Source organism: Phenylobacterium sp. (assembly GCF_046463815.1).
Lineage (GTDB): Bacteria > Pseudomonadota > Alphaproteobacteria > Caulobacterales > Caulobacteraceae > Phenylobacterium.
The window spans coordinates 221,605-239,789 of the sequence record NZ_JBKBRO010000001.1; the positions used below are offsets into that span (position 1 = coordinate 221,605).

Genomic DNA, 18,185 nt, shown 5'->3' on the forward strand with positions numbered 1-18,185 from the left:
CGCGAAGGCCGACCCGCCGCAGGACGCGGCTCCAACGGAGAAGAACGGAACTAAGCCATGAGCATCAATTCGGCCATGCTCGCCGGCGTCTCGGGGTTGGTGGCCAACTCCTCGGCGCTGGCGGCGATCTCGGACAACATCGCCAACGTCAACACCGTCGCCTACAAGCGCAACCAGGTGAACTTCGCCAACGTGGTCACGGCCCAGGCCGTGAAGGGCAAGTACTCGGCCGGCGGCGTGCAGAGCGTGACGCGGCAGTTCGTCAGCCAGCAGGGCCTGATCCAGGCCTCGAACTCGACGACCGACCTCGCCATCTCGGGCGACGGCTTCTTCGTGGTGGCCAACAAGGGCTCGGGCCTGACCGCCTCGGACAACCGCAGCTTCACCCGTTCGGGCGCGTTCAGCGTCGATTCCAACGGCTACATGGTCAACGACGCCGGCCTCTACCTGCAAGGCTGGCCCGTGCAGGCCGACGGGACGTTCAACGTCAACCCGTCCGACCTGACGCTGATGCAGTCGATCAACGTCAAGAACCTGGGCGCGGCGGTGTCGAAGACCTCGGAGATCGCGATCACCGCCAACGTCAACAAGGACGGGCCGGTGTCGGCCGGCGAGGCCAGCTACGTCCCGGCCACGAACTCCATGGCGGAGTACGCCAACACGAACGGGGCGTCCGGCACCAAGCCCGACTTCACCATCGAGATGAACGTCGTGGACTCGGCCGGCGGCTCGCGGAAGCTGGTCATGGCGCTGCTGAAGACCGACACGGCGACGCCCAACGAGTGGCACGCGGAAATCTATGCCGTGCCGGCCTCCTCCGTCACGGCGGGCGCCGACGGGCAGCTCGCCACCGGCACCGTCGTGTTCAACGCCGACGGCACCATCGACACGACGGCCACCTCCGCGGCGCTGCAGAGCCTGAGCCTCGACGCCTCCGGCGGCGTGGCCCCGAAGTGGGCTGACGCCCTGGGCCTGGGCGCCCAGGACATCGACATCGACCTCACCAAGCTCACCCAGTACTCGGCCACCTCGACGGTGAACTCGATCCAGTCGAACGGCGCGGGTGTGGGCAATGTGATCGCCATCGACGTCAGCGAGGACGGCATCGTCTCGGCGGTCTACGACAACAGCGAGATCCGCAAGATCGCCAAGATCGGCATCGCCACCTTCCCCAATCCCGACGCCCTGCAGGCGGTGAGCGGCAACGCCTACCGCCCGACCATCCCGGCCGGCGAGATGGTCATCAAGGAGCCGGGCGTCGGCGGCGCGGGCGCGATCTCGCCCTCCAGCCTGGAAGCCTCGACCGTGGACCTGTCGGCCGAGTTCACCGGCCTGATCGCCACCCAGAAGGCCTATTCGGCCTCATCCAAGATCATCACCACGGCGGATCAGATGCTGGACGAGCTCATAAACATCAAGAGGTAATACTTTCCGTTAGCTTAGATTAACCGCCGTAAACGTTCAGAACAGTATCGAACTGGTACACGGGGGAGTGTATGGTTAGGTGTTTCTTTACTCTAGCGATTCAGCGGCCGTTAGGAGCCGCCTCGTATGGTCGCCATCAACAGTGATGGTGGGAAGGCCATAAGAGCCATGTTGCAACAGACGCAGCAGCTGCGCACGAACAGCCGGGGCGAGTCCTACGTGATCGGCCCGACGGGCGCGCCTCTGACGATCAAGGACCTGCCGCCGCCCAACACGGGCCGGTGGGTGATCCGCCGCAAGGCCGAGGTCGTCGCCGCGGTGCGCGGCGGGCTGATCTCGCTGGAAGACGCCCTGGAACGCTATTCGCTGACCAGCGACGAGTTCCTGTCCTGGCAGCGCTCGATCGACCGCCACGGGATGGCCGGCCTGCGGACCACCCGCCTGCAACAGTATCGCTGAACCGACCCATTTCCCCCGGACAGGTTCGCGAAGTATCCGGCCGCGCCCACTCCCTCCCGGGCGCGGCCGGTTTTATTTTGGGCGCGCCCCAAGCATTAACTTTCGGCAATCTGCATCCGCCGTAACCACTCCGGCCCTCTAACGAGGATCAGCGTCAGGGGGGAATGCGGATGCGACGGACCTGGATCGCGCTTTGGGCGGCGGCGGCGTGCGTCGGCTCGCCGGCCGCGCAATGGGCGACCGGCTCGCCGCTGGCCTACACGCTGGCGCCCGGCGTCCTGGCCCTGGCGATGTGGGCGGGACGCCGGCTGACGCGGGCCGAGATGGGCCTCAGCGCGCCCTCCCCGGCCGGGATCGCCCTCGCCCTGTTCACGCCCTGCGCCGTCGCCGCGGTCCTCGCCTTCGCGGCCGGACTCATGGGCCAGTTGCATCCGGCCGAGGTTCCCCTGGCCGCCGTGGCGCAGATGGCCGGCATGTCTTTCGCCGTGACCTTCGTCCTGGCGTTGCTGACCGAGGACGGCTTCTTCCGCGGCGCCCTGTGGGGCGGTTGCCGGCGGGCGGGGCTGTCGGCGTTCGGCGCCCTGGCCCTCACCTCGGCGGCCTTCGCCGCCTGGCACATCGCCGCGGCGGCCATGATCCCGGACTTCGAGGTCCCGCCGGCCTGGCGCGCGGTCTACATCGGCAACATGCTGCTGGCGGGCGTGATCTTCGGCCTGCTGCGGATGATCTCGGGGTCGCTGCTGGCTCCCGCCCTGGCCCACGCGGCCTGGAACACCCTGGCCTACGGCCTGTTCGGACACGGCGCGGACCCGGGCCTGCTGGGGATCGCCGACATCGGCCTCCTCGATCCCGAGCGCGGCCTGGCGGGCCTGGCCGTCAACGCCCTGGCGGTTGGCGCCCTCTTCCATATCGCGCGCCGGCGCCACATGGGCGGGGCCGCTTGACCGGGCGGCGCGGGGCGGCGTCTATCGGGCCATGAGCGACGCGCCGACCTCCCCCACCGGTGACCTTCAGGCCGCCTGGCGCGACGGCGCGAAGGCCCTGCGCGAGGGCCGCGCGGCCGAGGCGCTGGCGCTGTTCTCGCAGATCACCGGCTCGGGCGGGGCCAACGCCGCCGTCTGGGTGGGCGTGGCCATGGCCCAGCGGGCTCTGGGCGACGGTCCCGCCCAGAGGAGCGCGCTGGAGGCGGCGCTGCGGCTCGACCCCCGCAACCCGCACGCCCTGATGATGATGGGCGACCATCACGCGGCGGCCGACGACGCCAAGGCCGCGAGCGCCTTCTACGACGCGGTGGTCAAGCTGGCCGCCGCCGGGCCGCCGGACCCGGCCGTGCAGGCCGAGGCCGCCCGGGCCCAGCGGATGCTGGCGGGCTATGCCGAGACCTACGGCGCGCACCTGCGCCGGGCGCTGGAGGGGCGGGGGATCGACGGGCCGCAGGCGCGCCGGGCCCGGAAAGCGCTGGACCTGCTGACCGGCAAGAGCCGACTCTACCTTCAGGAGCCCAAGTACTTCTACTTCCCCGAGCTGCCGAACATCGAATGGGCCGAGCGGGCCGACTTCCCGTGGCTCGACCGGGTGGAGGCGGCGACCGACGACATCCGCGCCGAACTGGCCCGGGTGATCGAGGAGGACGGCGCGTTCAGCCCCTATGTGAAGGCCGAGCCGAACCGGCCGGTGTTCGACGCCCTGGGCCTGCTGGACAATCCGCAGTGGAGCGCCTTCTTCCTCTGGAAGGACGGCGAGCCGGTGGCCGGGAACGTCGAGCGCTTCCCCAGGACCATGGCGGCGCTGGAGGGCGCGCCGCTGTGCAAGATCCCGGGGCGGACGCCGTCGATCCTGTTCTCGCTGCTGCGGCCCGGCGCGCACATCCCGCCCCACAACGGCTTCATGAACGCCCGCTACATCTGCCACCTGCCGCTGATCGTGCCGGCGGACTGCGCCATGCGGGTGGGGTCCGAGACCCGGGCCTGGGTGGAGGGGAAGGCCTGCGTCTTCGACGACAGCATCGAGCACGAGGCGTGGAACCGGAACGCCGAGAAGCTGCGGGTGGTGCTGATCTTCGACATCTGGCGGCCCGAGCTTTCCGACTTGGAACGCGAGCTGATCGGCGCCACGCTGGAGGCCGTGGACGCCTACGGCGGCAAGACGGCCTGGACGGAGTGATCCGGAGAGAACCACGGATTTCACGGATTGCACGGATAAGGCCTGCGCGGCCGCGCCATCCGTGAAATCGGTGAAATCCGTGGTTTCACCAAAGGGCCTGCGGCCCTCAGGCCAGCCGGCGCACCAGGACGGTGATCCGCTCGCGCTCGCCAGGCTTGCGCTCGACCAGCAGGCGGGCGACCTGGGCGTCGTCGTGGAAGGCGTAGCCCTTGATGGAATCCAGGATCGCCTTGGCCAGGTTGTCGAGGTCGAGCCAGGGCGGGTCGCCCACGTACTCCATGCCGATCTCGACGGCGAACTCACCCCAGCTTGGGCGGGAACCGCGCCAGGCCTTGCGGAAGAATTCGTAGATCAGGGGCTTGTAGTACTTGGCCTGGGTGGTCAGGCCGTCGACCACGAGCTCCATCAGGCCGTCCGCCTCGCGGGCGCGCACCTTGCCGTGCTGGGTCCAGACCTCGATCATCCCCATCTTCCTAGACGCAAGGGCGCCTTGCAGTCTCGCGCCGTCCCGCTAAACCGGCGCGGCCAGTACGCAGTGGAGATCCAGCCGTGACCGCGACCCGCACCGAGACCGACACCTTCGGCCCCATCGAAGTCCCGTCCGACCGGTACTGGGGCGCGCAGACGCAACGCAGCCTCGGCAACTTCAAGATCGGCTGGGAGAAGCAGCCCAAGCCGGTGATCAAGGCCCTGGGCGTGGTCAAGCGCGCGGCGGCCGAGGCCAACATGGAGCTGGGCCGGCTCGATCCCGAGATCGGCAAGCACATCGTGGCCGCCGCCCAGGAGGTCATCGACGGCAAGCTCGACGACCACTTCCCGCTGGTGGTCTGGCAGACCGGCTCCGGCACCCAGTCGAACATGAACGCCAACGAGGTGATCTCGAACCGGGCCATCGAGATGATGGGCGGGGAGATGGGCTCGAAGAAGCCGGTCCACCCGAACGACCACGTCAACATGAGCCAGTCGTCGAACGACACCTATCCGACGGCCATGCACATCGCCGCGGCCGAGGAGGTGGCGCGCTCGGTGATGCCGGCCCTGGAACACCTGCACGCGGGCCTGAAAGCGAAGGCCGACGAATTCGCCCACATCATCAAGATCGGCCGCACCCACACCCAGGACGCCACGCCGCTCACGCTCGGCCAGGAATTCGGCGGCTACGCCCATCAGGTCGCCATGTCGGTGCGGCGGATCAAGGAGACCCTCTACGGCCTCTACGAGCTGGCCCAGGGCGGCACGGCGGTGGGCACGGGCCTGAACGCGCCCGTCGGCTTCGCCGAACTGGTGGCCGAGAAGATCGCCGGAATCACCAAGCTGCCGTTCGTGACGGCGCCCAACAAGTTCGAGGCGCTGGCGGCGCACGACGCCATGGTGTTCAGCCACGGGGCGATCAACACGGCGGCGGCGGCCCTGTTCAAGATCGCCAACGACATCCGCTTCCTGGGGAGCGGTCCGCGCTCGGGCCTGGGCGAGCTGGCCCTGCCCGAGAACGAGCCCGGGTCCTCGATCATGCCCGGCAAGGTGAACCCCACCCAGGCCGAGGCCCTGACCATGGTCTGCGCCCACATCATGGGCAACCAGACGGCCATGACGGTGGCGGGCTCGCAAGGACACTTCGAGCTGAACGTCTTCAACCCGGTGATGGCCTACAACTTCCTGCAGTCGTGCCGGCTGATCTCGGACGCGGCGATCAGCTTCACCGACAACATGGTGGCCGGCATCGAGGCCCGCGAGGACAACATCAAGGCCAACCTCGAGCGCTCGCTGATGCTGGTGACCGCGCTGGCCCCCAAGATCGGCTACGACAACGCCGCCAAGATCGCCAAGCTGGCGCACAAGAACGGCACCACGCTGCGCGAGGAGGCCGTCGGCGGCGGCTATGTCACGAACGAGGAGTTCGACGCGATCGTGCGGCCGGAGAAGATGATCAGCCCGGGCTGACCCGGCCATGGGGGGCAAGGCATCGCCCCTGGCCGAGGCCCGCCGTCCGCTGCTGGCGGCGGTGGTCGTCGGCTTCGCGGTGACGAGCGCGATCACCTGGACCCTGGTCCGCTACCAGCCGGCGGGCCTGGACTTCGCGCCGCTCTGGACCGGCGCCCGGGTGGCGCTCTCGGACCCGGCGCGGCTGTACGACTTCGCGCACGTCACCGCCCTCCAGGGCTGGCCGCTCGGTCCCGCCAAGCTCCGGCCCTTCGCCTACCCGCCCACCCTGGCGCTGATCCTGGCGCCGTTCGCAGCCCTGCCGTTCACCGCGGCCTACGCCCTGTGGACCGCCCTGACCGGGGCGCTGTTCCTGGCGGCGGGCCTGAGGGCGCGCTTCCCCTGGTGGTTCGTGCTCCTCGCGCCGGTCAGCCTGGTGGCCTACTGCGGCCAGGTGACGTTCCTGGTCGGCGCCCTCATGCTGGCGGCCCTGACGCTGAAGGCGCGGCCCTGGCTCGCCGGCGTCCTCTGGGGCGCGGCGGCCTGCGTGAAGCCCCAGCTCGTGGTGTTCGCCCCCCTGGCCCTGCTGGCGGAGGGACGCTGGCGGAGCCTCGCGGGCGCGGCGGCGGCGGGACTGGCGCTGGCCGCCGCCTCGGCCGCGGCCTTCGGGCCCGAGGTCTGGCTGCGCTGGCCGGAGGCGCTCCCCCGCTTCCACGACGTCGTCTACAACGACCCCGCGCTCAAGGGCGACGCGGGCACGCCCTACGGCGTGCTGATGCTCGTCGGCCTGCCGGGCTGGCTGGCCTTCCTGACGATCCCCGCCCTGGCGTTCCTGGTCTGGAAGGTCTTCCGCAGCACCGACGACCTGGCCGCCCGCCTCGTGACGGTCGCCGGCGCGGCGATCCTCGCCGGGCCCTACGCCCTGCCCTACGATCGCGCCCTGCTCGCCCCGGCGGTGGCGGCCGGGGTCGTCGCCACCCTGGACGACCGGCGCTGGCTGCTCAGCGTGCTGGCCGCGAGCCTCTATGCGCTGCTGGTCCCGCCAGCCTTCCTGGGCGTGCTGGCGGCCATGGTCATGCCGCTGATCGCGCGACGCCCGCCCGGCGTAGCTTCGGCCTAGGCCTTCCGGGCGACGGCGAAGTCGGCGAGGTCTTCCAGGGCCGGGCGCCAGGGGCCGGCGAAGTCGGCGAGCGCCGCCTTGGCGCTTTCGGCGTAGCGGGCGGCGAGGCCCAGGGTGTCGTCAAGGGCGCGGGTCTCGCGCATCAGCTCGCGGGCGCGGTCGAGGTCGCCGTCGGCCTGCTCGCGGCGGTCGACGGTGCGCTGCCAGAACTCGCGCTCGGCGGCGCCGGTGCGGGCCATGGCCAGCAGGAGCGGCAGGGTGACCTTGCCCTCCTTGAAGTCGTCGCCGGCGTTCTTGCCGAGCGTGCCGGCGTCGCCGGAATAGTCGAGGGCGTCGTCGACGAGCTGGAACGCCAGCCCCAGCTCCTGGCCGAAGCGGCGCAGGGCCCGGCGGCGCTCGGGCGGGGCCCCGGCCGACACCGCGCCAGCCTCGGCGGCGGCGGCGAACAGCTCGGCGGTCTTGGCCCCGATGATCTCCAGATAGACGTCCTGGGTCAGGTCGAGGTCGTGGCTGCGGGTGAGCTGCAGCACCTCGCCCTCGGAGATGACGCGGCTGGCCCGGGCCAGGATCTCAAGCGCGGCCATCGAGCCCGCGCCGACCATCAGCTCGAAGGCCCGGGCGAACAGGAAGTCGCCGACCAGCACGCTGGACGGCGCGCCCCAGATCAGGTGCGCGGCCACGCGCCCCCGGCGGAGCTGCGAGCTGTCCACCACGTCGTCGTGCAGCAGGGTGGCGGTGTGGATGAACTCCACGGCGGCGGCGAGCTTCAGGCAGGCGTCGTCGCGGGCGCCGGCGAGCCGGGCCGCCGCGATGGTCAGCAGGGGGCGCAGGCGCTTGGCGGAGCCGGCGATCAGGTGGTCGGCCAGGGCCGGGATCACCGGCACGGGGCTGTCCATGTGCGCGCGGATCAGGGCGTCCACCGCCCGCATGTCCGGCCCGGCGAGGTCCAGCAGCGCGTCGAGGCTGGGGGCGGGTCTGACGATGGCCTGGGCGGCTTCCACGCAGGGTTCCTTTGATACGCAAGGCGCCCGGACCCCGACCGGCCGCCGTTTGCCGGGACAATGGTGACGCGATAGGGCACGGTCAAGCGACCCGAGCGCGTACCGCTTCCTTCTTGCGAAACCAAGGCCTCCCTTATGGATGCAACCTCCGAGGACCGCGTGCTGGACGGCCGGGTGCGGCTGCGCCAGCCGGCGCGCGGCTACCGGGCGGGGCTGGACGCGGCCCTGCTGGCGGCGGCGTGCGACGCCAAGGCCGGCCAGCGGGTGCTGGAGGCGGGCTGCGGGGCCGGCGGGGCGCTGCTGGCGGCGGCGGTTCGGCGGCCGGGCGCGCGGTTCACCGGCCTGGAGCGCGATCCCGAGGCGCTGGCCCTGGCGCGGGCCAACATCGCCGGCAACGGCCTGGCCGACCGCGTGGAGGCGATGGCCGGCGACGTGGGCGTGCCGTTCTCGAAGCTGGGCCTCCCGCCCTTCGACGCGGCCATGGCCAACCCGCCGTTCTTCGACGATCCCGGGACCTTGCGCGCGCCCGCCCCTGAGAAGACCGCCGCCTGGATGGCCGAGGGCGGGCTCGCCGCCTGGACCGGCTTCCTGTCGAAGGCGGTGCGCGAGGGGGGGACGATCACGATCATCCACCGCGCCGACCGGCTGGCCGACCTCCTCGCCCTCCTGGCTCCCAAGGCCGGCTCGTTCCAGGTCCGCCCCGTCCACCCGCACGCCGACGAACCCGCCAAGCGGGTGCTGGTTCGGGCGGTGAAGACCGGCAAGGCGCCGCTCAGGCTGCTGCCGCCGCTGGTGCTGCATGAGCGCGGCGGGGGGAAGCATACGGCGCAGGCCGAGGCGATCCTGCGCGGCGAGGCTGGGCTGGGGTGGGGGTGAGCGCGTCCTTCTCCCCTTGCGGGAGAAGGCAGCCTGCACGAGCAGGCCGGATGAGGGGTCGTGCGGCGCTCGCCCCAGGAACGGACCGCAGAGGGCGCAGAGATCGCGCAGAGGACGCAGAGAAGGGACGCCGCGACGCTCCGCGCTTGAATCCTGCGGCGGGCGCCCGACAACCCCTCATCCGTCAGCCTGCGGCTGACACCTTCTCCCGCAAGGGGAGAAGGACGCCGGTGACGCTCGCCGCTGGTGCCGCACGAACGCGGCTGGCCGGGGGGTAGAGGACGATCGCTCGCCCTCGGTCAGATGGGGGTTAGGGGGGCCTCACGTGTCAGGAGATTAAGCGATGGCGGCACTGCCGGACGCTGAGGTGGCGAGGGACGTGGTGCGCCCTCAGCCTCCGCATTCTCGACCTTACTTAGCCAGTCAACGAGCAGAAGGATGTGGCTTTCGATGTCAGCGACACTGGAGGCCGCCGCCCGAAGAGCTTCGAGCGTGAATTCGTAGACTCTGAGATGGCCTGGCGGGCCCTTTCGAGGCGCCTTCGCAACGGTGATCCTGTCGCCCTCCTCTGCGGTTGGAAGGGAATGCAGAACGAGGTTTCGATTTGCCACGCATTCGCGGAAGCACGTCAGCGCGTAGTCAACTTCTTCTGCAACGGCTGCTGACTCCTGCTGATTGGCAATCGCGCGAACGACCTTGACCCGCGCATCATTGCTCAATTCCGCAAATAGAAGTGCCCGAGCCGCCGGACCGCCTTGCGTATAACGCTCAAAGAGAGCGAAGAGCGCCATCTCAAGGCAATTGAAATACAGCGCCAAGACCCCAACCGCGTGAGCGTGCTCACTTGGCAGGTCCGCTCCAAACTGGTCGGCCCCAGACACGTGTCACCTCCACGCCCGGCGCATCCTCACGCGCCCTAACCCACGATCCCCAGCTGCGCCCGGTACGTCTCGTGGACCACGTCGTTCCACTCGGGGTGCTTCTTGATGTAGCCGGCGATGAAGGGGCAGAGGGGGATGACCTTCAGGTCGTGGTCGCGGGCGTAGCCGAGGGCCGCCTTGGCCAGCGCCGAGCCCACGCCCTTGCCCTCGAACGCCTCGGGCACCACCGTGTGCGGCAGGATCATGCCGTGGTCGACCATGCGGAACTCGGCGAAGGCGGTCTGGCCGTCGAGCGTGACCTCGAACTGCCGGGTCTCGTCGTTCTTCACCACCTGGATCGCATCGGCCATCGGTCTCTCCTGTCGCCGCCGTCTTTCTTGACGCGACGCGCGGCCCCCGCCAAGGTCCGCGACCTCGACGGCCACGCAAACGAGAGGAGGATGCCCGTGTCGCCCATTGTCCGCGCAGCCCTTCGCTGCGTCGCCGTGACCGCTGCCTAGAGTGCAGCCGATCTCTCCCACATGAGGACGGGTCCCCACGGTCGACGCCACATCGGCTCTCGACTTCAAGGACATCCCAAGTGTTGACCCAATACGGCTGGAGCGACGGGCTCCAGCGCGACTTCGCGCCTTACGCGGCGCAGGGGCTGAAGGCCGGCCGCGTCATCGTCCAGCAGCGCGGCGGCTATCGCCTGATCACCGAGGACGGCGAGGCCGACGCCAAGGCGGCCGGACGGCTGATGAAATCGCCTGAGGAGATGGCCCGGCCCGCCGTCGGCGACTGGGTGGCCTACGAGCCGCGCAGGGCGCCGGAGCCGGCCTTCATCCAGCACGTGCTGCCGAGGGCCACCGCCTTCGTGCGGAAGGCGGCGGGGCGCGGGACCCACGCCCAGGTGGTGGCGGCCAACGTCGACGTGGCCTTCCTGGTCACCTCGCTGAACACCGACCTCAGCCTGCGCCGGCTGGAGCGCTATCTCGCCACGGCCCACGAGAGCGGCGCCCGCCCCGTCATCGTGCTGACCAAGGCCGACCTGGCGGACGACGTGGCCGCGCGGGTCGCCGAGGTGGAGGCGATCGCCCAAGGCGCCCCCGTGCTGGCCATCGCGGCCAAGCGCGGCGAGGGGCTGGAGGCGGTGGCCGCGCACCTGGAGCCGGGGAAGACCGCCGTGCTGCTCGGCATGTCCGGGGCGGGCAAGTCCACGCTGCTGAACGCGCTGGCCGGGACCGAGCGGATGGCCACGGGCGAGATCCGCGAGCACGACGAGCGCGGCCGCCACACCACCACCCACCGCGAGCTGGTGCTGCTGCCGTCGGGCGGGCTGATCCTGGACACGCCGGGGATGCGGGAGCTGGCGCTGTGGGAGGCCGACGCTGGCGTCGCGACCCTGTTCTCAGACATCGAGGCGCTGGAGGCCGAGTGCCGGTTCAGCGACTGCGGCCACGACCGCGAGCCGGGCTGCGCCGTGCGCGCGGCGCTGGAGGACGGCCGGCTCGATCCGGGCCGCTGGGCGAGCTTCCAGAAGCTGCGGGCCGAACTGGCCCACGAGCGGCGCAAGGAAGACCCCCGCGCGGCCCAGGAGAACCGCCGGCTCTGGGCCTCCCGCCACAAGACCGCCAAGGCCTGGAGCAAGCAGAAGCGGGGCTTCGGGGAGGACGAGTGACGTCCCTCCCCCGCGTGGGGAGGGTGGCGACCCCGGACCTGGTCCGGGGGAGACGGGTGGGGGATGTGTCTCGTAGGGCGGTGAGTCCCAGGCGGCCCGCCAATCCCTGAGCGCCTGCGCCCGGTCGTGACTTCCCCACCCTGGCGGCTTCGCCGCCTGTCCCTCCCCATCAAGGGAGGGAAGAAAAAGGCCCGGGTTTCCCCGGGCCTTTTGGGTTCTGGATCCCCGCCTTCGCGGGGATGACTCGCTTCGCGGTCAGTTGCGCTCGGTGTCGACCAGCTTGTTCTTGGTGATCCAGGGCATCATGGCGCGCAGGCGCTGGCCGACCTCCTCGATGGGATGCTCGGCGGCTCTACGGCGGGTGGCCTTGAAGCTGGGCGCGCCGACCGCGTTCTCCTGCATGAAGTCGCGCACGAAGCGGCCCGACTGGATGTCCTCCAGCACGCGCTTCATCTCGGCCTTGGTCTCGGGCGTGACGATGCGCGGGCCGGTCACGTACTCGCCGTACTCGGCCGTGTTGGAGATCGAGTAGTTCATGTTGGCGATGCCGCCCTCGTAGATGAGGTCGACGATCAGCTTCACCTCGTGCAAGCACTCGAAATAGGCCATCTCGGGGGCGTAGCCCGCCTCGACCAGGGTCTCGAAGCCGGCGCGGATCAGCTCCACCAGGCCGCCGCAGAGCACGGCCTGTTCGCCGAACAGGTCGGTCTCGCATTCCTCGCGGAAGTTGGTCTCGATGACGCCCGAGCGGCCGCCGCCGATGGCGGAAGCATAGGCCAGGCCGAAGTCCATGGCGCCGCCGGTGGCGTCGTGGTGGACCGCGATCAGGCAGGGCACGCCGCCGCCCTTCTGGTACTCGCCGCGGACGGTGTGGCCGGGGCCCTTCGGCGCGACCATCAGCACGTCCACGGTCTTCTTCGGTTCGATGAGGCCGAAGTGGACGTTGAGGCCGTGGGCGAACAGCAGGGCCGCGCCGTCCTTGATGTTGGGGGCGATCTCGTCGCGGTAGATCTGGGCCTGCAGCTCGTCGGGGGCCAGGATCATGATGGCGTCGGCCCAGGCGGCGGCCTCGGCCACGCTCATCACCTTCAGGCCGTCGGCCTCGACCTTCCTGGCGGTGGCCGAGCCCGGGCGGAGCGCCACGGCCACGTTCTTCACGCCGGAGTCGGTAAGGTTCAGCGCATGCGCACGGCCCTGCGAGCCATAGCCTACGATGGCGATCTTCTTGTCCAGGATGCGGGACAGGTCGGCGTCGCGATCGTAGTAGACGCGCATGTTTGTTTCTCCTGATACGACAAATCGGCCGCGACGGCGCAACGGCGGCGCGGTAAAGTCGGGGCTCTCAAGCGGTTTTTTGCGCGCGGGTCAAGGGAAGCGCGGCCGGCGGGGCCTTGCGAAAACGTCGCGCCCTCGGTCGCGCGGGGAGACGAACCGTGGCAAGCGGGGCCCATGATCGAGGTCACCTCCTCCATCAGCCTCGGGGACGAGGAGGTCCAGCTCCGGGCGGTGCGCGCCTCGGGGCCCGGCGGCCAGCACGTGAACAAGGTCTCGACCGCCGTCGAGCTGAGGTTCGACGTGCGCGCCTCCCCGTCCCTGCCCGAGCCGGTGCGGGCGAGGCTCTACCGCCTGTCGGGCAACCGCCTGACCCAGGACGGGGTGCTGGTGCTGGTCGCCCAGGAGCACCGCTCGCGGGAACTGAACCGGCAGGCGGCTGTGAACCGCCTGGTCGACCTGATCCGCGAGGCCGCCAGGCCGCCGCCCCCGCCGCGCAAGAAGACCAAGCCGACCTATGCCAGCAAGCTCAAGCGGCTGGAGGGCAAGGCCAAGCGCTCGGGCGTGAAGGCCATGCGCGGCAAGGTGCGGGACGACTAGGGGCTGCATCCCGTGCACAACCCCTGGGCAAGCCCCTGGCAAGGTTTCGCCGCAATGGCCTATAAGCTGGGTCCGAGATGAAACGCCCCCTCCCGCCCGCCGCCCTCGGCGCCGCCGCCCCCGTCCTGCTGGCCCTGGCCGCCGCCGCCTGCACGCCCGCGCTGGGTCCGCCGCCGCCCGGCCCGCTGCCCTCGGGCCGCGCCGAGTTCTCGGCCGCCGACTTCGCCTGGTCGCAGGCCAAGGGGACCAACGGCGTCCAGGGCCGGCTGGCCTACAAGCAGGGGCCGCAGCGCTTCACCTGCGCCGGCTCGGGGGTGGTGCTGACGCCGGAGACGCCCTGGTCGCGGGCCCGGATGGCGGTGCTCTACGGCTCGACCGAGCGCGCGGCCCTGCCGGCCGACGAGGTGCGCAAGCGCACGCCCACCGCGCCCGCCGGCGACGCGGGCCCCTACGTGAAGCGGACGACCTGCGACGCCCAGGACCGGTTCAGCTTCGCAGGGCTGCCGAACGGGACCTGGTACGTGATCACGCTCGCCCGCCCCGCGGGCCAGCCCCAGGCCGAGAGCACCGCCCTGATGCAGCGGGTCGTGACCCGCGGCGGCCGCGTGACGAACGTGACGCTGTAGGGCGCTTCCCTCCCCGCGAGGGGGAGGGAAGGCTTCCTCAGTGCACCTTGACCCGGCCGATCTCCAGGCCGTCCGCGCCGGCGTGGACCTCGATCACCGAGCCGTCCTCCAGTTCGCCCGCCAGCAGCTTGCGGGCGATGGGGTCGACCAGCTCCTTCTGGATGACGCGCTTGAGCGGACGGGCGCCGTAGACCGGGTCGTAGCCCTTGTCGCCCAGCCAGTGCAGGGCGGCGGGGTCCAGCGACAGGCTCATGCGCCGGTCGGCCAGCAGCTTCTCGACGCGCTGGAGCTGGATGCGGACGATGTCGTCCATCTCGGCCCGGCCCAGGCGCTTGAAGAGGATGACCTCGTCGATCCGGTTCAGGAACTCGGGCCGGAAGTGGCGGCGGACCACCTCCATGACCGCCGGACGCGCCGTCTCCACGTCGTCGCCGCCGGCCAGGAACTCCGAGCCGAGGTTGGACGTCATGATGATCAGCGTGTTGCGGAAGTCGACCGTGCGGCCCTGGCCGTCGGTCAGGCGGCCGTCGTCCAGCACCTGCAGCAGCACGTTGAAGACGTCGGGGTGGGCCTTCTCCACCTCGTCGAACAGCACGACCTGGTAGGGGCGGCGGCGCACGGACTCGGTCAGCGCCCCGCCCTCGTCGTAGCCGACGTAGCCGGGAGGCGCGCCGATCATCCGGCTGACCGAGTGCTTCTCCATGTACTCGCTCATGTCGAGGCGGGTCACGGCGGACTCGTCGTCGAACAGGAACTCGGCGAGCGCCTTGGTGAGCTCGGTCTTGCCGACGCCGGTGGGGCCCAGGAACAGGAACGAGCCGATCGGCCGGTTGGGGTCCTTCAGGCCCGCCCGGGCCCGGCGCACGGCGTCGGAGACGGCCAGCAGCGCCTCCTCCTGGCCGACCACCCGCTTGCGCAGGCCGTCCTCCATCTGGAGAAGCTTCTCGCGCTCGCCCTCCAGCATCTTCTCGACCGGCACGCCGGTCCAGCGGGAGACCACGGCGGCGATCTGCTCGGCGTCGACGACCTCGGGGGTCATGGCCTCCTCGCCGCCCTCGGCGGCCTCGGCCTCGGCCAGGCGCTTCTCAAGCTGCGGGATCTCGCCGTAGGCGATCTCGGAGGCGCGCTGCAGGTCGCCGCGCCGCTGGGCGGCCGTGAGCTCGGCGCGCAGCCGGTCGAGGCCCTCGCGGATCTGGGCGGCGGAGGAGACCTTCTCCTTCTCGGCGCGCCAGCGGGCGGTCATCTCGGCCGACTGGGCCTCCAGCTCGGCGAGTTCCTCCTCCAGCTTCTCCAGGCGGGCCTTGGAGGCGGCGTCGGTCTCCTTGGACAGGGCCTCGCGCTCGATCTTGAGCTGCACGACGCGACGGTCGATCTCGTCCAGCTCCTCGGGCTTGGAGTCCACCGCCATGCGCACGCGGCTGGCCGCCTCGTCCACCAGGTCGATGGCCTTGTCGGGCAGGAAGCGGTCGGTGATGTAGCGGTTCGAGAGGGTGGCGGCGGCCACGATGGCGCTGTCCGAGATGCGCACGCCGTGGTGGACCTCGTACTTCTCCTTGAGGCCCCGCAGGATCGAGACGGTGTCCTCGACCGTGGGCTCGGAGACCATCACCGGCTGGAAGCGGCGGGCCAGGGCGGCGTCCTTCTCGACGTGCTTGCGGTACTCGTCGAGCGTCGTGGCGCCCACGCAATGCAGCTCGCCGCGGGCGAGCGCGGGCTTGAGCAGGTTGGAGGCGTCCATGGCCCCGTCGGTCTTGCCGGCCCCGACGAGCGTGTGCATCTCGTCGATGAACAGGATGATCGAGCCCTCGGCGGCGGTCACCTCGTTCAGCACCGCCTTCAGCCGCTCCTCGAACTCGCCGCGGTACTTCGCCCCGGCGATCAGGGCGCCCATGTCGAGGGCGAGCAGCTTCTTGTCCTTCAGGCTCTCGGGCACGTCGCCGTTGACGATGCGCAGCGCCAGGCCCTCGACGATGGCGGTCTTGCCGACGCCGGGCTCGCCGATGAGGACGGGGTTGTTCTTGGTCCGGCGCGACAGGACCTGGATGGTCCGGCGGATCTCCTCGTCGCGGCCGATGACGGGGTCGAGCTTGCCGTCGCGGGCGGCCTGGGTGAGGTCGCGGGCGTAGCGCTTCAGCGCATCATAGCCCTCTTCGGCCGAAGCGCTGTCGGCCGTGCGGCCCTTGCGGACGGCGGTGGCGGCGTCCTCCAGCCCCTTGGGATTGGCGCCGGCCTGCTTGATGGCGTTCGCCGCCTCGCCGCCTTCCTTGGCGATGGCGATGAGCAGGCGCTCGGTGGTGACGAAGGCGTCGCCGGCGGCCTTGGCGCCCGCTTCGGCCTCGGCGAACACGCGGGCCGTCTCGGGCTTCATGTAGAGCTGGCCCGAGCCGCCCTCGACCTTGGGCAGCTTGGCGAGCAGGTCGTCGACGGCGCGGTCGGCCTCGTCGGGCCGGCCGCCGGCGCTCTGGATCAGGGCGCGGGAGAGGCCGTCCTTCTCCTCCAGCAGCACCTTCAGGAGGTGCTCGGGGGCAAGCTGCTGGTGGCGGCGCGCGAGCGCCAGGCTCTGGGCCGACTGGATCGCCTGCTTGGCGCGGTCGGAATAGATGTCGATGTTCATGGTTCCCCTACTCAGGCGGACTGGCGCAGGCCGCCTTGATCAAGCGCAGCCTCCGACGCTTCGCATTTAGTGTGGCAGATGGGTCACACAAGACGGGGGCGCCCCCATTTCCCGGGAAAAAGCGGCCTTCTCCGGCGCGACCCCCTGCAACCAAAACGGGCGTCAACAATATAGCCATACGGAGACGCGCCGCCCCCTCCCCCCTGCGGCGCCGTTCGGAGTCCGCATGATGCACAAGTTCCTCGCCCTCGCGCTCGCGCGCGCGGCCGCCGTGGCCGTTCCCGGCCTGTCCCACGCCGCCGGCTTCCACCTCCAGGAACAGTCGGTGCGCGGCGTCGGCCGCGCCTATTCCGGCGAGGTCGCCAGCCAGGGCGTCGACTCGCTCTGGTGGAACCCGGCCGCCATCGCCCGCTCGGGCCGCGAGGCCTATGTCGGCGCGCACGGCGTGTTCGTGGATTCCAAGGTGACCGACGCCGGCTCGACCATCACCTATCCCGGCGGCGTGACCGTCCCGATCAGCGGCGAGCCCCGGGCCTTCAACCCGATCCAGGACGGCGTCGCGCCGAACTTCGCCATCGCCACGCCGGTGGGCGACCGCTTCGCCCTGGGCCTGTCGGTGGCCGCGCCGTTCAACTTCGAGACCGACTACCGCCGCAACGCCTGGGCCCGCTACGACGCGCTGGCCTCGCGGGTGACCACCGCCGACGTGCAGCTCACCGGCGCCATGCGGGTGACCGACTGGCTCGACCTGGGCGTGGGCGCCGACGCCCACTACACCGACGCCAAGCTGCAGACCGCCTATCCAAACCTGTCGCCCGCCCTGCCCGACGGCGTCTCGCAGCTCAGCGGCGACGGCTGGGACTGGGGCTGGACCGTCGGCGGCCAGGCCTATGTGGGCAAGCTCACGGTGGGGGCCAGCTACCGCTCGGCCATCAAGCACAACCTCGACGGCCGGGTGTTCGTGGGCGGGCTCGTCGGCCCGCTGGCCGGAGCCAACGTCAACGCGCCGGGCTCGGCCGAATTCTCCACCCCCTGGATCGCCACGGTGGGCGTCCGCTACGCCCTGACCGACAAGCTGACCCTCAACGCCCAGGCCCAGCGCTTCGGCTGGGGCGAGTTCGACGAGATCGAGGTGGCCACGCCGGCCGGTCCCCAGGCGCTGGCCCAGAACTACAAGGACACCACGTCCGGCGCGGTGGGCCTGGACTACGCCGTCAGCGACCGGCTGACGCTGCGCACCGGCGTCCAGTACGACCCGACGCCGACCCCCGACGCCGAGCGCACCGCCCGCGTGCCGGACGGCGACCGCTGGCTGTTCGGCGCCGGCGCCACGGCCAAGGTGACGGAGCGCGTGTCGCTGGACCTGGGCGCGGCCTACATCCACTTCGACGACAGCACCGTGAACCACGACACCACCTTCTACGCCGGCACGCCCGCGGCCACGACCAGATCGTGCCCCAACGCGTGGTGTAGCTTCGGCGGTGTGATCACCGCGATCTCCGGCTGGGCCGGATCTGGTCAGGCGGCCACGGTAGGCAGGCTGACCAGAGGATCATCGCTGGTTGGCG

At 70.8% G+C, this 18,185-nt stretch carries 17 protein-coding genes; 11 read left to right on the plus strand and 6 right to left on the minus strand.

Annotated features, from left to right (window positions below; translation table 11 throughout):
- Positions 1 to 57: 57 nt before the first annotated feature.
- The 4 genes from ACK4TT_RS01100 to ACK4TT_RS01115 all read left to right on the plus strand — a co-directional run bounded on the left by ACK4TT_RS01100 (position 58) and on the right by ACK4TT_RS01115 (position 4,047).
- Positions 58 to 1,425 carry a flagellar hook protein FlgE gene (locus tag ACK4TT_RS01100; RefSeq protein WP_409639138.1) on the plus strand — a complete coding sequence of 456 codons (1,368 nt, stop codon included), beginning with the start codon at positions 58 to 60 and terminating at the stop codon, positions 1,423 to 1,425.
- A gap of 168 nt (positions 1,426 to 1,593) precedes the next feature.
- Complete coding sequence (locus ACK4TT_RS01105; protein WP_257837393.1) at positions 1,594 to 1,884, plus strand: DUF1153 domain-containing protein; 291 nt, start codon at positions 1,594 to 1,596, stop codon at positions 1,882 to 1,884.
- Between the two features lie 170 nt (positions 1,885 to 2,054).
- Positions 2,055 to 2,828, plus strand: a complete 774-nt coding sequence (locus ACK4TT_RS01110) for a type II CAAX prenyl endopeptidase Rce1 family protein (protein ID WP_409639141.1) — start codon at positions 2,055 to 2,057, stop codon at positions 2,826 to 2,828.
- A gap of 31 nt (positions 2,829 to 2,859) precedes the next feature.
- Positions 2,860 to 4,047 (plus strand): aspartyl/asparaginyl beta-hydroxylase domain-containing protein, encoded by a 1,188-nt coding sequence (locus tag ACK4TT_RS01115; RefSeq protein WP_409639144.1) that lies wholly within the window; start codon positions 2,860 to 2,862, stop codon positions 4,045 to 4,047.
- Between the two features lie 106 nt (positions 4,048 to 4,153).
- On the opposite strand, the gene ACK4TT_RS01120 is transcribed toward ACK4TT_RS01115, so the two are convergent.
- Positions 4,154 to 4,510: a RusA family crossover junction endodeoxyribonuclease gene (locus ACK4TT_RS01120; RefSeq protein ID WP_409639146.1), complete on the minus strand. Its 357-nt coding sequence runs from the start codon at positions 4,508 to 4,510 to the stop codon at positions 4,154 to 4,156.
- A gap of 86 nt (positions 4,511 to 4,596) precedes the next feature.
- Between ACK4TT_RS01120 and fumC the strand changes: the two genes are divergently transcribed.
- Both fumC and ACK4TT_RS01130 read left to right on the plus strand, forming a co-directional pair.
- Positions 4,597 to 5,988 (plus strand): class II fumarate hydratase, encoded by a 1,392-nt coding sequence (fumC, locus tag ACK4TT_RS01125; protein WP_409639149.1) that lies wholly within the window; start codon positions 4,597 to 4,599, stop codon positions 5,986 to 5,988.
- Between the two features lie 7 nt (positions 5,989 to 5,995).
- Positions 5,996 to 7,087 (plus strand): glycosyltransferase family 87 protein, encoded by a 1,092-nt coding sequence (locus tag ACK4TT_RS01130; protein WP_410212140.1) that lies wholly within the window; start codon positions 5,996 to 5,998, stop codon positions 7,085 to 7,087.
- On the opposite strand, the gene ACK4TT_RS01135 is transcribed toward ACK4TT_RS01130, so the two are convergent.
- Positions 7,084 to 8,088: a polyprenyl synthetase family protein gene (locus tag ACK4TT_RS01135; RefSeq protein WP_410212141.1), complete on the minus strand. Its 1,005-nt coding sequence runs from the start codon at positions 8,086 to 8,088 to the stop codon at positions 7,084 to 7,086. The two genes, ACK4TT_RS01130 and ACK4TT_RS01135, sit on opposite strands and share 4 nt — an antisense overlap.
- A gap of 135 nt (positions 8,089 to 8,223) precedes the next feature.
- Between ACK4TT_RS01135 and ACK4TT_RS01140 the strand changes: the two genes are divergently transcribed.
- On the plus strand, positions 8,224 to 8,964 hold the full coding sequence (locus ACK4TT_RS01140) for a methyltransferase (protein ID WP_410212142.1): 741 nt from the start codon (positions 8,224 to 8,226) through the stop codon (positions 8,962 to 8,964).
- A gap of 299 nt (positions 8,965 to 9,263) precedes the next feature.
- Here ACK4TT_RS01140 and ACK4TT_RS01145 read toward each other — a convergent pair whose 3' ends face one another.
- Positions 9,264 to 9,782 (minus strand): hypothetical protein, encoded by a 519-nt coding sequence (locus tag ACK4TT_RS01145; RefSeq protein WP_409639155.1) that lies wholly within the window; start codon positions 9,780 to 9,782, stop codon positions 9,264 to 9,266.
- Positions 9,783 to 9,880: 98 nt separating this feature from the next.
- On the minus strand, positions 9,881 to 10,195 hold the full coding sequence (locus ACK4TT_RS01150) for a GNAT family N-acetyltransferase (RefSeq protein WP_410212143.1): 315 nt from the start codon (positions 10,193 to 10,195) through the stop codon (positions 9,881 to 9,883).
- Positions 10,196 to 10,425: 230 nt separating this feature from the next.
- Between ACK4TT_RS01150 and rsgA the strand changes: the two genes are divergently transcribed.
- Positions 10,426 to 11,505: a ribosome small subunit-dependent GTPase A gene (rsgA, locus tag ACK4TT_RS01155; protein WP_410212144.1), complete on the plus strand. Its 1,080-nt coding sequence runs from the start codon at positions 10,426 to 10,428 to the stop codon at positions 11,503 to 11,505.
- 255 nt (positions 11,506 to 11,760) lie between these two features.
- On the opposite strand, the gene ilvC is transcribed toward rsgA, so the two are convergent.
- The gene (ilvC, locus tag ACK4TT_RS01160) at positions 11,761 to 12,780 is read right to left on the minus strand and encodes a ketol-acid reductoisomerase (RefSeq protein WP_409639164.1); all 1,020 of its coding nucleotides are present in this window, start codon (positions 12,778 to 12,780) and stop codon (positions 11,761 to 11,763) included.
- Between the two features lie 174 nt (positions 12,781 to 12,954).
- On the opposite strand from ilvC, the gene arfB reads away from it, so the two are divergent.
- Complete coding sequence (arfB, locus tag ACK4TT_RS01165) at positions 12,955 to 13,377, plus strand: alternative ribosome rescue aminoacyl-tRNA hydrolase ArfB (protein ID WP_409639168.1); 423 nt, start codon at positions 12,955 to 12,957, stop codon at positions 13,375 to 13,377.
- Positions 13,378 to 13,454: 77 nt separating this feature from the next.
- The gene (locus ACK4TT_RS01170) at positions 13,455 to 14,003 is read left to right on the plus strand and encodes a hypothetical protein (RefSeq protein ID WP_409639172.1); all 549 of its coding nucleotides are present in this window, start codon (positions 13,455 to 13,457) and stop codon (positions 14,001 to 14,003) included.
- A gap of 37 nt (positions 14,004 to 14,040) precedes the next feature.
- Here ACK4TT_RS01170 and clpB read toward each other — a convergent pair whose 3' ends face one another.
- Positions 14,041 to 16,617 carry an ATP-dependent chaperone ClpB gene (gene clpB / locus ACK4TT_RS01175; RefSeq protein ID WP_410212145.1) on the minus strand — a complete coding sequence of 859 codons (2,577 nt, stop codon included), beginning with the start codon at positions 16,615 to 16,617 and terminating at the stop codon, positions 14,041 to 14,043.
- 226 nt (positions 16,618 to 16,843) lie between these two features.
- On the opposite strand from clpB, the gene ACK4TT_RS01180 reads away from it, so the two are divergent.
- Positions 16,844 to 18,185 (plus strand): OmpP1/FadL family transporter (locus ACK4TT_RS01180; protein WP_410212146.1); only part of this gene is annotated, 1,342 nt, incomplete at its 3' end.

What these genes read in the sequence shown, in the direction of transcription:
- ACK4TT_RS01100 (WP_409639138.1), top strand. Translation starts at nt 58, where the DNA reads ATGAGCATCAATTCGGCCATGCTCGCCGGCGTCTCGGGGTTGGTGGCC.
- ACK4TT_RS01105 (WP_257837393.1), top strand. Translation starts at nt 1,594, where the DNA reads ATGTTGCAACAGACGCAGCAGCTGCGCACGAACAGCCGGGGCGAGTCC.
- ACK4TT_RS01110 (WP_409639141.1), top strand. Translation starts at nt 2,055, where the DNA reads ATGCGACGGACCTGGATCGCGCTTTGGGCGGCGGCGGCGTGCGTCGGC.
- ACK4TT_RS01115 (WP_409639144.1), top strand. Translation starts at nt 2,860, where the DNA reads ATGAGCGACGCGCCGACCTCCCCCACCGGTGACCTTCAGGCCGCCTGG.
- ACK4TT_RS01120 (WP_409639146.1), bottom strand. Translation starts at nt 4,510, where the DNA reads ATGATCGAGGTCTGGACCCAGCACGGCAAGGTGCGCGCCCGCGAGGCG.
- ACK4TT_RS01130 (WP_410212140.1), top strand. Translation starts at nt 5,996, where the DNA reads ATGGGGGGCAAGGCATCGCCCCTGGCCGAGGCCCGCCGTCCGCTGCTG.
- ACK4TT_RS01140 (WP_410212142.1), top strand. Translation starts at nt 8,224, where the DNA reads ATGGATGCAACCTCCGAGGACCGCGTGCTGGACGGCCGGGTGCGGCTG.
- ACK4TT_RS01150 (WP_410212143.1), bottom strand. Translation starts at nt 10,195, where the DNA reads ATGGCCGATGCGATCCAGGTGGTGAAGAACGACGAGACCCGGCAGTTC.
- ilvC (WP_409639164.1), bottom strand. Translation starts at nt 12,780, where the DNA reads ATGCGCGTCTACTACGATCGCGACGCCGACCTGTCCCGCATCCTGGAC.
- arfB (WP_409639168.1), top strand. Translation starts at nt 12,955, where the DNA reads ATGATCGAGGTCACCTCCTCCATCAGCCTCGGGGACGAGGAGGTCCAG.
- ACK4TT_RS01170 (WP_409639172.1), top strand. Translation starts at nt 13,455, where the DNA reads ATGAAACGCCCCCTCCCGCCCGCCGCCCTCGGCGCCGCCGCCCCCGTC.
- clpB (WP_410212145.1), bottom strand. Translation starts at nt 16,617, where the DNA reads ATGAACATCGACATCTATTCCGACCGCGCCAAGCAGGCGATCCAGTCG.